Origin of the sequence: Marinomonas spartinae, assembly GCF_900089775.1 — a bacterium.
GTDB classification, from domain to species: Bacteria; Pseudomonadota; Gammaproteobacteria; order Pseudomonadales; family Marinomonadaceae; genus Marinomonas; species Marinomonas spartinae.
Map to the genome: position 1 here is coordinate 350,790 of NZ_FLOB01000002.1, position 12,394 is coordinate 363,183.

General features: G+C 43.7%; 13 protein-coding genes. 8 read left to right on the forward strand and 5 right to left on the reverse strand.

Translation table 11 applies throughout. From position 1 onward, the window contains the following. The first annotated feature begins 44 nt into the window (after positions 1 to 44). On the forward strand, positions 45 to 932 hold the full coding sequence (locus MSP8886_RS05670; protein ID WP_067013617.1) for a DMT family transporter: 888 nt from the start codon (positions 45 to 47) through the stop codon (positions 930 to 932). 197 nt (positions 933 to 1,129) lie between these two features. On the opposite strand, the gene MSP8886_RS05675 is transcribed toward MSP8886_RS05670, so the two are convergent. Further along, positions 1,130 to 1,870, reverse strand: a complete 741-nt coding sequence (locus MSP8886_RS05675; RefSeq protein ID WP_067013619.1) for a MipA/OmpV family protein — start codon at positions 1,868 to 1,870, stop codon at positions 1,130 to 1,132. 259 nt (positions 1,871 to 2,129) lie between these two features. On the opposite strand from MSP8886_RS05675, the gene rpsF reads away from it, so the two are divergent. The 7 genes from rpsF to dapB all read left to right on the forward strand — a co-directional run bounded on the left by rpsF (position 2,130) and on the right by dapB (position 8,273). Continuing rightward, complete coding sequence (rpsF, locus tag MSP8886_RS05680) at positions 2,130 to 2,543, forward strand: 30S ribosomal protein S6 (RefSeq protein WP_067013621.1); 414 nt, start codon at positions 2,130 to 2,132, stop codon at positions 2,541 to 2,543. 23 nt (positions 2,544 to 2,566) lie between these two features. Beyond that, positions 2,567 to 2,797 (forward strand): 30S ribosomal protein S18, encoded by a 231-nt coding sequence (gene rpsR / locus MSP8886_RS05685; RefSeq protein ID WP_067013623.1) that lies wholly within the window; start codon positions 2,567 to 2,569, stop codon positions 2,795 to 2,797. 22 nt (positions 2,798 to 2,819) lie between these two features. Then, a complete protein-coding gene (locus MSP8886_RS05690; RefSeq protein WP_067013625.1) occupies positions 2,820 to 3,686 on the forward strand; it encodes a YybS family protein in 867 nt (288 codons plus the stop codon). Between the two features lie 19 nt (positions 3,687 to 3,705). Continuing rightward, the gene (gene rplI / locus MSP8886_RS05695) at positions 3,706 to 4,149 is read left to right on the forward strand and encodes a 50S ribosomal protein L9 (protein ID WP_067013627.1); all 444 of its coding nucleotides are present in this window, start codon (positions 3,706 to 3,708) and stop codon (positions 4,147 to 4,149) included. Positions 4,150 to 4,272: 123 nt separating this feature from the next. Next, positions 4,273 to 5,649, forward strand: coding sequence for a replicative DNA helicase (gene dnaB / locus MSP8886_RS05700; RefSeq protein ID WP_067013629.1), 1,377 nt, complete (start codon positions 4,273 to 4,275; stop codon positions 5,647 to 5,649). Positions 5,650 to 5,740: 91 nt separating this feature from the next. Then, positions 5,741 to 7,303: a methyl-accepting chemotaxis protein gene (locus MSP8886_RS05705; protein ID WP_067013631.1), complete on the forward strand. Its 1,563-nt coding sequence runs from the start codon at positions 5,741 to 5,743 to the stop codon at positions 7,301 to 7,303. 169 nt (positions 7,304 to 7,472) lie between these two features. Beyond that, positions 7,473 to 8,273 carry a 4-hydroxy-tetrahydrodipicolinate reductase gene (gene dapB, locus MSP8886_RS05710; protein WP_067013633.1) on the forward strand — a complete coding sequence of 267 codons (801 nt, stop codon included), beginning with the start codon at positions 7,473 to 7,475 and terminating at the stop codon, positions 8,271 to 8,273. 103 nt (positions 8,274 to 8,376) lie between these two features. Here dapB and MSP8886_RS05715 read toward each other — a convergent pair whose 3' ends face one another. The 4 genes from MSP8886_RS05715 to MSP8886_RS05730 all read right to left on the reverse strand — a co-directional run bounded on the left by MSP8886_RS05715 (position 8,377) and on the right by MSP8886_RS05730 (position 12,314). Next, positions 8,377 to 9,582, reverse strand: a complete 1,206-nt coding sequence (locus tag MSP8886_RS05715) for a quaternary amine ABC transporter ATP-binding protein (protein WP_067013635.1) — start codon at positions 9,580 to 9,582, stop codon at positions 8,377 to 8,379. After that, on the reverse strand, positions 9,575 to 10,471 hold the full coding sequence (locus MSP8886_RS05720) for an ABC transporter permease (protein ID WP_067013637.1): 897 nt from the start codon (positions 10,469 to 10,471) through the stop codon (positions 9,575 to 9,577). The genes MSP8886_RS05715 and MSP8886_RS05720 overlap by 8 nt, the downstream gene beginning before the upstream one ends. A gap of 63 nt (positions 10,472 to 10,534) precedes the next feature. Further along, positions 10,535 to 11,539: an ABC transporter substrate-binding protein gene (locus tag MSP8886_RS05725; protein WP_067013639.1), complete on the reverse strand. Its 1,005-nt coding sequence runs from the start codon at positions 11,537 to 11,539 to the stop codon at positions 10,535 to 10,537. A gap of 295 nt (positions 11,540 to 11,834) precedes the next feature. Beyond that, positions 11,835 to 12,314 carry a MarR family winged helix-turn-helix transcriptional regulator gene (locus MSP8886_RS05730; protein WP_067013640.1) on the reverse strand — a complete coding sequence of 160 codons (480 nt, stop codon included), beginning with the start codon at positions 12,312 to 12,314 and terminating at the stop codon, positions 11,835 to 11,837. Between the last annotated feature and the right edge of the window lie 80 nt (positions 12,315 to 12,394).

Here is a 12,394-nt window from a genome sequence, read left to right on the forward strand (position 1 = left end):
GCCACAGTCTCAGTATATTTGAGAGAGTTAGGGCGATTTAATAGATGGAGAGTGCAATAGTGGCTGGCTTAGCGAATGAGGCGGATTTACTCAAAAAAGGGATTATTGCCACCGTTGTGTATGCCTTCATCATGTCTATTATGGGGGTGGCTGCAAAACAGGTTCAGCAAACGATCCAAGTGCCTGTTTTGGTATTTTGGCAGAGTGTATTTTGTATTATTGTGCTGTATCCCCAGCTTTATGGACATTGGCAACGTCGTTCAAAAGAGGTTTGGAAAATTCATTTTCTGCGCAGTGTCGGGGGCTTTTCTGGTTTTCTATTTTACTACTTGGCGCTGAACCACATTCCTCTTGTTGAAGCCACCTTACTGCGCTATTGCGCGCCACTTTGCGTGCCTTTTGTGGTGCTGGTGATGCATAAAATTACCATACCTAAAGCGCGTTGGTTGCCGTTAATCATTGGTTTTATTGGGGTGTCTTTGGTCATTCAACCTAGTATTGACCATATTGATCCTTGGCAAATTGTTGGGCTGTTATCGGCGGTAGGGTTAGCGTTTTCTATGGTGACGACACGAATGCTATCTCACCAAGTGAGTGGCCAAGAAACCATGATCGTTTACTTTATCATCTCGGCGTTATTATCGCTTCTGTTAGTGTTGGTACGTGGTGATTCCCTTGTTTTGCCTATGTCGACTTGGCCTTTGGTGCTGACGGTCTGTGTGACCCTGTATTTAGGCATGTATTTATACACAAAAGCTTATTCTTTTGCTCCAGCCAGTATTGTTTCTCCTGTTAGTTATGTCGGGGTGATTTTTAGTGGCCTTTGGGGATGGGCAATTTGGGGACATGTGCCTAATGCTCTTGCGGTGCTGGGCATTGTCTTTATTTTTTTCAGTGTATTGATCAGTGCTCGCATGGTTCGACGACGATAACGCGATGTTTGTTAGGCTTTGTTTGTCTTATGTCTACTAGGGCTTAAGGGGGAGGTGTCTGTTAAAGAGAAGGCTATGTCGACCATGCCTTTAATATGGACATGTGGAAAGGCTGTAGCAATGCTCAACTAAAGCAGTTACCCAAGCCACGGAAGTATGGCTTGGGGGGATTCTAAAGCTTCATTGGTATGTTTCGCTTAGAAGTGGTAAATAATCCCAGCGGAAGCAGAATAGCTATAATCCTTTGTCACTATTGGACTATCTAACACGCTTTTGTAGTCCGAATGACTGACCCCTACAAATAGGTTTAAAGAGGCACTGACACTGTAGTCACCACGAACAGCAATAGTCACTTTGCGTGTATTGTCTGAGTGGTATTCTGTGATGATGCCACCTGTTCTGATGGATTCCGCCTGGCTAACACCGTATAGGTGGTTGCTCATCTTTTTATCCAGATATTTATAGGTAATCGATGGTGTAATTCTCCAAGCAGAGACATTGACGGGGTAAGCGGCACCGATTAGTCCATAGTAACCATCATGTCGATTGCCTATATCGGTCACGAGTTTAGCAAACAAAAAATTGTATTTGAGGCGTACCCCTGCCATTGCTGTGGCCTTGCGTCGGTCCAACAGTTGCATTTGCTTATTATTAGAATCGTCAGGGTCAAAGCTATCCATACTGTATTCAACAATGGCTGAGATATTTTGCTGGGATTCATTTGGAAAAAGGCTATAGCCTACTTCCGTACCTTTTAGATAGCCGCGTTCGCTGACAATGGAAACAAAAGGAAAGGCGGCATTTTGGGGAGGGGTGTCTTTATAGATAGAAGATATTCGAGTGCCTGCCACACCAAATGAAAAGTCAGCACCAAGTGCGTTATTACTTAAGAGCAAAGGAGGCACAATAGCGACTAAAGGGAGGAGAGAGCGCAACATGGGTATAAATCCTTTCATAACAATGATAAATTATGTAAATAAATTGTATGCTATGAGTATTATTGTGCTTTGTAAATAAATTAAGGCCATGTTGTACCTCTTAAGATGAGAGTGGGAAATTTATCCATCAAAACGCTGGCAGAACGTTTATTTATTGTGCGATCTGCTATATACTTCGCGTCCCTGTAAATCAATACTCCTTGTCTCACAGCTTTATAACAGGGGAAGTGTGGAGACTAAGAACCCATAAGGAGCTTAAATGCGTCATTATGAAATCGTCTTTCTGGTTCACCCAGATCAAAGCGAACAAGTACCAGCAATGGTTGAGCGTTACACTAACCTAATCACTGAAGATGGTGGTCAAGTTCACCGTCTAGAAGATTGGGGTCGTCGCCAACTAGCTTACCCAATCAACAAAATTCACAAAGCACATTACGTTCTTATGAACGTTGAGTGTTCTGATAGTGTTTTGAACGAACTAAACGACACTTTCCGCTACAACGATGCGATTATCCGTAATCTGGTTATTCGTCGTAAAGAAGCGGTAACTGACGTTTCTCCAATCAAAGCTTCTGAAGGTCGTGAAGATCGTCGTTCTGCTCCTCAACGTGAAGAGCGTAACAACACTGAAAACACAACTGAAGAAACGTCTTCTGAAGAATCAGAAGATTAATTAATTTGAACTAGGAGATACTCATGGCTCGTTTTTTCCGTCGTCGTAAGTTCTGCCGTTTTACAGCAGAAGGCGTTAAAGAAATCGATTACAAAGATTTAGAAACACTAAAAGGTTACATCACTGAAACTGGTAAAATCGTACCTAGCCGTATTACTGGCACTAAGGCACGTTACCAGCGTCAGCTAGCGACTGCGATCAAACGCGCTCGCTACATTGCTTTACTTCCTTACACTGATAGCCACTTTAATTAATTGGCAGGGCTGAAGTAACAGAATGAGTGGTTTAGCAAAATGGGTTATGCAACGTCCTCGTAATGCCATTATTGGTGTGATGGCGTTTAGTATAATTCCTCTCTTATTCTGGATAGCTGCCGCCATTGTTGGGCTGGTAGTGCTTCGCCGTGGTGTAAAAGAAGGAATACCTGTATTAGCTTGGGGCTGTCTGCCTATATTGGTGTTGACAGTCATCCAAGGTGATGCAAGTGCGATAATGGTATTGATTGACGTGACGGTGTTGGCCTATTTACTTAGATCGACAACGTCGTGGAGTTGGGTGTTACTGGTCAGCAGTTTTCTAGCTGTCATTAGTGCCATGCTACTACCACTCATTATGCATGATATGTTGACGCTTGTTACTAACATGATTCAACAAGTCTTGGTGAAAGAGAAAGTAGCGGCTTTACCCGATAAAAGCGTTATTTACCATCAGGCGGTGATGGCATTGTCTATCGTTCAAGTGATGGCTGCGGTTGGCTCGTTGTTTTTAGCGAGAAAATGGCAGGCGGGGCTCTATAATCCTGGTGGATTACGTAAAGAATTCCATGAACTAAGGTTGCCAATAGCATTTAGTTTGATTTTGGGTGCAATGGTGTTACTGGGCGAAGGTCTAGGTGGCCAGTACCTTATTTTATCTCAAGCGGCTATTCCAGCGTTGGTATTATCCGGTCTTGCATTAGTACACGGTGTTCTAGCAAAAAAAAGAATTGGGGTTGTTGGACTGATTGCGTTTTATCTTGTCGGTATCGTTTTTTTGCATATGTTGTTTGTGAATATTTTGATTACGCTGAGCGTGATTGATAGCTTCGTTGACATACGAAAACGCATCCGAGATACGTCATCCAACTCAAGTGATAGCGAATGATTAATTAGAGGTGATCGAGATGGAAGTTATTCTACTCGACAAAGTAAACAAGCTAGGTGGTATTGGTGACCTTGCGGTTGTTAAACCAGGTTATGCTCGTAACTTTTTGATTCCAAACAAAAAAGCTGTGATGGCAACAAAAGCTAACTTAGCTTCTTTTGAAGAGCGTCGTGCAGAGCTTGAAGCTCAAGCGGCAGAGCGTAAAGCGGCTGCTGAAGCGCGTGCTCAAACACTAGAAGGCAAAACTTTCAAAATCGAAGCGAATGCTGGTGATGAAGGTAAGCTTTTCGGTTCTATCGGTACACGTGATATCGCTGAAGCTATTTCTAAAGAAGTGGCTGTTGAGAAGGCAGAAATCCGTCTTCCAGAAGGTGCGATCCGTCATACTGGCTCTTTCGAAATCGACGTTCAAGTACACCCAGAAGTACTTGTAACTGTGACGTTGGAAGTGGCTGCTCAGTAATTCGTTTTAACGAATCTCTGACACTGAAAAAGGGTATCTTGCTTAATGCAAGATGCCCTTTTTTTATGGTCATGGTAAGCTTGTTTCCTTGTTATTTCTCCATTCTTTCTTGGGTGTTTTTACGTGCAATTAAACGATTCTGAAGTCGCTTCTATCAAGTTACCACCATATTCTATCGAAGCGGAACGTTCTGTTATCGGTGGTCTAATGCTTGATCCACAGGCATGGGAAAAAGTGTCTGAGCTGGTCATAGCAGACGATTTTTATCGTCCCGAACACAAGCTTATTTTTTCTGTCATTGCACGTTTAGTGGATGACAGTGAGCCCGTTGATGTTGTCACTATCGGGGAGCGTCTAGATAAGAGGGGGGATTTAGAGTCCGTCGGTGGTATGGCTTATCTGATTGAAGTGGCTGAGGCAACGCCAAGTGCCTCTAACATCGCCTCTTATGCGGATATTGTGCGTGAGCGTTCAATACTGCGACGTTTGATTATGACCACTAGTGATATATCTGCTCGTGCTTTTCATCCCGAAGGAATGACGGCGGCGGAAGTGTTAGATGAAGCAGAACGAAAAATCTTCCAAATTGCTGAAGGGGGAGAGAAAAAAGGTGGGCCTAGAATCGCTTCTGATATTCTAAGTGCCACCGTGGATAAGATTGATGAACTGTATCATCAGGATGGGGCGATTACTGGGCTGAGCACCGGTTTTACGGATTTAGATAACATGACGGCAGGCTTGCAACCAGCGGATTTGATTATCGTGGCAGGTCGTCCTTCTATGGGGAAAACGACGTTTGCGATGAACCTGGTTGAAAATGCCACCATGATCAGTGAAAAGCCTGTGATTGTCTTTAGTTTGGAGATGCCTGCGGAAGCGCTCATGATGCGTATGTTGTCTTCCCTTGGCCGGATAGACCAAACACGTATGCGCTCAGGGCAGTTAGTACAAGAAGACTGGGACAAGTTGATGTCAGCGGTGAAAATGCTCAAAGATCGTAAGCTGTTCATTGATGACACTGGTGGGATCAGCCCGACCGAGATGCGCTCCCGTGTGCGCCGTATTGCTCGTGAGCATGGCGGTGTGGCAATGGTCATGGTCGATTACCTTCAATTGATGCAGATACCTGGTTTCACAGAGGGACGAACCAACGAGATCTCTGAAATCTCGAGATCTTTAAAAGCCATCGCTAAAGAAATGGAGTGTCCAATGGTGGCGCTTTCTCAGCTTAACCGAAGCTTAGAGAATCGTCCGAATAAGCGTCCAGTGAACTCGGATTTGCGTGAATCCGGTGCGATTGAGCAGGATGCCGATGTAATCTCCTTTGTATATCGTGATGAGGTTTACCACGAAGATACACCACACAAAGGGATTGCTGAGATTATCATTGGTAAACAGCGTAATGGTCCGATTGGCACCTGCCGACTTGCCTTTGTTGGTAAATATACTCGCTTTGAAGATCTAGCGCCCGATGCCTACCGTGATTTTGATGATGAGTGATATATTTTTAATATTGAAATTTATTTATTGATAAAACGCAATTGGACACATAAAGTTACAAGCTCTAAATATTATAAAATGAGATGAATATATGCGTAAGATGCCTGTTACCAACAAGGAATGTGATTACCCGAGCAATTATGTACTTGTCTCTAGTACGGATGTGAAAGGCCGAATAACCTTTGTCAATGATGCCTTTTGTGAGGTAGCTGGCTACACTAGGGAAGAGTTAATTGGGGCGCCGCATAACCTTATTCGTCATATTGATGTCCCTCCAGCTGTGTTCGCCGATATGTGGGCCAACTTAAAGCAAGGCAACAGCTGGATGGGGATTGTAAAAAATCGCTGCAAAAGTGGTGATCACTATTGGGTAAGTGCCCATGTTAGTCCTTTGATAGACAATCAAAAAATTATTGGTTATGAATCCGTCCGTCGTAAGGCGACAAGGGAAGAAATTCATCACGCACAAAGTATTTATGATCGTATCAATGCAGGCAAAGGCATGTTACCCACTAAGACAAAACTACTTGCTTATTTGAGTAACCATACTTGGCCAGTAATGTTTTTCTTTGTACTACTGGGGATTATCAGTCTGTTAACCAATTCACTGGTATTTCAAATAGGTGGCCCAGTAGTGGCCTTATTAGGTTTTATATTGTCTTGGGTACAAAGTGAGTCTCTCAATGCCACAGCGTCAGCTTTACCCGTGGAAGCTAATAATCCGATTGGCCAGTATCTTTATACAAAAAGTGTAGGCTTAAAGGCCGCGATCCCCTTCGCTCATATACATCAACAAGCGGCGGCGGATACATTTCGTTATCGTTTAAAAGAAGGGGCAGCGCAATTGCGTAAGCGAGCAGCAGGTGCCAAACAAAGTGTCACCAGCAATTTGGCAAATTTTAATCAGCAGCGCCACACTTTTCAGAGTATTGTATCGGCCAGTTCACAAGTGCTGGCCAGTGCAAACGATGTGTCTGAACATGTAGGGAAAGCCGTTGAGGCGACAGGGGAAGTAGAAGTGGCTTCCAGAGAAAGTCAAACTCTCGCCAAAGTGACCGGTGAGACCATGCGTGAGGTCTATCGCGAAATTTTAGAAGCAAAGAAAGTTGTAGAAATCTTGGCATCACAAAGTGATGGTATCAACACCGTGGTCAACTCAATTAGTGATATCGCGGAGCAAACGAATTTATTGGCATTAAATGCGGCTATTGAGTCTGCTCGTGCAGGCGAAGCGGGACGAGGTTTTGCGGTTGTGGCGGATGAAGTGCGTGCATTGGCTATTCGCACTCAAGATGCGACGCAAAATATTAATAAGATGACAGAAACCCTAAAGAGCAACACGATAGAAGTTACTAAAACCATTGATAAAGGGGCAACGGTTGCTCATGATGGTGTAGATAAAGTGACGCTTGTAGCGGAAAAGATGAAATATATTGAAACGTCGATTACTCGAATTGTTGAAATGACCTCGCAAATCAATGTGTCGTCAGAGGAGCAAGCATCGGTTGCTCGGGATTTGAATAATCAAATGCAAGAGGTTGATGGGCTAAGTTTAAGAAGTATTGAAAGTGCGGAAAGCATTGTGACGAATATTGCTCATATAGAAGAGGAAGCCTATGAGCAAGGTAACCTAGCCGAGCGAATGAAAGCCTAACCAAACACTTGTTGGTGATGAAAAAGCCCAAATGCAGATTTACTTGGATTAAGTTTATCGGCATTTGGGCTTTTTTGCTTTCTCGCTGCTATTTGTTGTGGGTTATAGCTGAGTTTTAAGTGGGTATTTGTTATGGTTTATGCAATTGATTGTTAAGGAATAGAGTTGGATGAGAATTGCAGTAATTGGCGCTTCTGGGCGCATGGGTAAAAATCTAATTATAGCGACCAATGAAACTGACGGGGTGTCTTTAGGGGCTGCTATTGTACGATCTGATAGTTCTCTTGTGGGAGCGGATGCTGGTGAGATAGCAGGTATCGGTAAGCTTGGTGTTTCGGCCACAGCCTCACTTGCCGATAGCGTGGCGGATTTTGATGTGTTGATCGATTTTACCACGCCAAGCCTAACTCTTGAAAATGCGGCGTTTTGTGCAGAACATAATAAAGCCATTGTGGTGGGCACTACCGGTCTAAATAATGCTGAAAAAACGCAGTTGGCCAGTTATGCAGAAAAAACATCAGTGGTTTTTGCCCCTAATATGAGTATTGGCGTGAATCTAACGTTGAAGTTGCTTTCTACCGCTGCGCAGATTTTGGGCGATGATTATGATGTAGAGATCGTTGAAGCGCATCATAGGCACAAGGTTGATTCTCCTTCTGGTACGGCTTTGCGCATGGGAGAAGTGGTTGCTGAGGCACTAGGTCGTGACCTAAAGGAGTGTGCAGTTTATGGGCGTGAAGGTCAAATTGGTCCCCGTACTCAAAAAGAGATTGGATTTGAGACCATTCGTGCAGGAGATGTGGTAGGCGAACACAGTGTCTGGTTTGCAACTGAAGGTGAGCGCATTGAGATTGTTCATAAAGCCAGTAGCCGTATGACGTTTGCCAAAGGCGCTGTGCGTGCCGCGAATTGGCTAGAAGGTAAAGCTGCAGGCTTGTACGACATGCAGGACGTGCTGAATCTTAAGTAGTAACAAGTATACTCATAGAGGTGTTAAGCCACAAAATGGCCGCTCATGCGGCCATTTTTGCGCTTTTAAGATACTGAATGGTTTTAGGAAAGCATTAATAATGCTAGGGAGACAAAACGTCGGCTAATTTTTTCGCTTCTATTCTCCCTTTTAATATGCCTTTTTTATTAATCACCGGAATATCAAAAGGGGAGGTGAGGGCAATTGGAATCACATCTTGTAATGGTGTACTTTGACGTACAGAAGTGAGAGGCAGTAATACTTCCTTGAGAGTCGTGTTGTCGTCCATATCGTCCAGCTTTGCTCTGCTTAATATGCCCTGATAACCTTCCTCATCGAAAACAAACGCATGGTCCTTATCCTTAGGAAACTCACCCCTCACATCACCTGCTACTTTGCCTGTTAGTTTTTCAGTATTAGCAGTCATGATGGTTTGTACGCTGAGCGCTCGTGCTCGGTTGACATCTTTCGCAAAGGCTCGAACATACTCATCCGCTGGGTTTAGGACGATGTCAACGGGATTGCCGACTTGAACCAGTTTGCCATCTTTCAATACTGCAATTCGATCACCAAGTCGAAGGGCTTCATCTAGGTCATGGGTGATGAAAATGATGGTTTTTTGTAGGTTTTCCTGTAGGTCTAAGAGTTGCTCTTGCATTTCACTGCGAATTAATGGATCCAACGCTGAGAAAGCTTCATCCATGAGCAATATTTCTGCGTCAGTACACAATGCGCGAGCGAGGCCGACACGTTGCTGTTGTCCACCAGAGAGTTGTGATGGGTACTGTTCTCCGTATCCTGTGAGACCAACCGTCTCAAGCCATTGGTTGGCCTTTTCTTCCCAGTCTTTCTTGTTTTCACCCTTGATGGATAAGCCATAGCCAACGTTTTCTAAAACGGTTCGGTGTGGCATTAAGCCGAAATGTTGAAAGACCATTGACATTTTGTGGCGGCGAAACGTGGTTAAATCTTTCATGGAAAACTCCATGATGTTATCGCCATCCACCCGAATGAGACCTGCTGTTGGGTCTATCAAGCGGTTAAAGTGACGGATAAGGGTTGATTTTCCTGAGCCAGATAGGCCCATAATCACGAAGATCTCACCGCGTTTTATGTTTAGATTAATATCCTGTAAACCAACAGTGTGACCCGTTTCGGCGAGAACTTCCTCTTTGCTTGCTCCCGCTTTAACTTTAGGGAGAACCTCTTTAGGGGTTTTGCCAAAGATCTGGTAAAGGCCTTCTATTTCAATCAGGGTTGTGCTTTTTTCTAGAGAAGGCTCATTAGTGTGTATGTTGTGTTCAGTCATTGTGTGCGCCCTCTAAATGTTTTTGGGTGCGTTTCGCGTAGCTTTGTGACACTCGGTCAAAGATAATCGCTAGCGCAACAATGGCTAAGCCATTTAAAAGTCCAAGCGTGAAATATTGATTGGTAATGGATCTGAGAACCGGTTGACCGAGTCCATTAACCCCAATCATGGAGGCAATAACAACCATGGCGAGAGCCATCATGATGGTTTGGTTGATTCCAGCCATAATGGTTGGCATGGCAAGGGGGAGTTGCACACCTAGCAATCTTTGAGTTGGTGTGGCCCCAAAGGCGGTAGCTGCTTCAAGGGTTTCTTTCGAGACGAGTCTAATACCCAGGTTTGTTAAGCGAATAACAGGAGGAATGGCATAAATGACCACCGCGATTACGCCTGGAATTTTACCTATTCCAAGCAGCATCACCACTGGAATTAAGTAAACAAATGCTGGCATGGTTTGCATGACATCAAGTAGCGGTGTGATGATGGATTGTGCTCTATCAGAACGTGCCATTAAGATGCCAATTGGAATACCCAGTGCGATAGAAATAAGGGTACACACTGTGATAATGCTTAGGGTTCGCATCGTGTTTTCCCACATGCCAAAGTAGCCAATGAGAAGTAATGAGATAACAACGCCTAAGCTCAACTTCCAAGAGCGGGTAGCAGCATAAACTAAGCTGGTGATGGCAATGATGATGATCCACCAAGGGGTATGAATAAGCAGGTTATCAAACCAGATAAGAAATTTTAAAAGAGGATGAAAAGCCGCTTCGATTGCGTCACCGTATTCGCGTGAAAAATGTCGATAAGCACCATCTAACGTTTGTCGAATGGTGAGTAAGTCTCGACGGCTCATATCAGGAAATTGTGTTAGCCAATTGGAAGACATAATATGGGTCTCTTGCCGAAATAGAATAAGAGAGGGCTTTATGAAGCCCTCTGAATACAAGATTTATAGATTGTTAAGTGCGGTATCGAGCTTAGCCGCCACTTTTTTGCTAACCCATTTTGACCAAATATCTTTATGTTTTAGCATGAACTCTTCGGCGGCGTATTGGCCGTCAGCTTGGTTGTCTTCCATCCAAGCTAATAAGCTGTTCATTTGCTTGTTGGTGTATGAACGATGCTGTAAATACGCAAAGGCTTCAGGGGATCTTTTCTCGAATTTAGCCGTAGTCAGCGTATAAACTGGGGAAGGTGGGTACATGGTGGGTTTTGGGTCTAAGCAGTTTGCCTGAGTGATACAGGTGGTAAACTCTTTTTTATTGACGCCAGTTCCAAAATCTACCTTCACCATTTGATATTTCCCTAAAATGGCTGTTGGTGCCCAGTAGTAGCCAAACCATGGCGCTTTTTTCTCATAAGCATGTGCTAAGGTGCCTGCTAAGCCTGCTCCAGAACCTGGGTTGACTAGAACAAACCCTGCTTTTTTTAGATGTAATGCATTAAAAAGGTTCTGTGCTGATATTTGGCAGTTCCAACCAGGGGGACAGCCGTAAAATGCAGAGACTGAGCTATCTTGAGGGTTTGGGAAATCTTTCGCGTGTTTAATGACTCCTTGGATGGTGGCGAGCGATGGATCCTTGTCAACCATGTATTTAGGTACCCAAAATCCTTCTTCGCCACCGTCAGAGAGGGATTTCGCCGCAATTTTAAGGCGGCCTTCTTTAACACCGCGATCAATGGCGTCTTTCATTGAGTTTGTCCACATTTCTGGCGCTATGTCTGGTTCTCCTTTTTCTATCATGGAAGTACCTGTAGGCATGGTATCACCAGGAACGAGTTCAGCATGGCAGCCATAACCATGATTCAGGATGAACTTGTCTACATTTGCCATTAATGTGGCTGAGTTCCAGTTCATATTTGCGATAGTGACCTTTCCGCATTGATTGTTTGCCGCGAAAACAGAGGTGGTTGCAAGGGTCATTAAACCTGCTAGGAGTGCTTTTTTATACATAGTAGATTCCTTCTGATTATTATGTTGTGTACTTATTGTATTAATTTAGTTTACATATCTAAGTATTTATAGCAAATTTTTGTCAGAATTATTAAGAATTAAGGAGTTGTTATCGCTTCGATACCGTGAAGAATGTCGTAATAGGCGTTTGATATTGGTGCTCAGTGAGCCTGATAATAGTGGTGTTAGTATGAGGTCAAAATAATGCTAGAAGCTTGTCTATTAACAAAAAAACTCGACTATATTGCACAGTCGAGTTTCTATAAGATTTGTGATGTAAGGAAGTGATTGAGTGTTATTGATTAGGAGAATTAATGTCTAGAAGAGGGGCCGCATCAATGTGCTCTGCATCCATCATGATGGCAATACGCTGCAAAGAGGACAGAACTTGAGTTTGTTCCCAACCTTGTAGACTCTCAAACTCGCTAATGAACTTCTCATGTAATAGAGGTGGCGCTGAGTGGAGTAAAGTGCGGCCTTGCTCGGTTAGTCTGGCATTTACGATGCGTTTGTCTTTTTGAGCTCTAACACGCTCAACCATTTTACGATCTTCCAATCGGTTCAAAATAGTGGTTACCGTGGCTTGGCTCAATGATACGCTGTCGGATATTTTGCGAACGGTAACATCGCCCAAACTCTCAATAGAGCGTAGCACCATTATTTGAGGGATAGTTAATCCACAAGCTTTCACGACTCGTTTTGACTGTAAATCAGTCGCACGGATGATACGGCGTAAATGGACAAGGACATCATGTAAATGTTGTGATTCAGGCATATTGCTAAAGCAACTCATAAAAAATGTGACAGATAATAGCCAGTATTGGCAACTTAGAATCCTATTATAAGTGAGAAAGT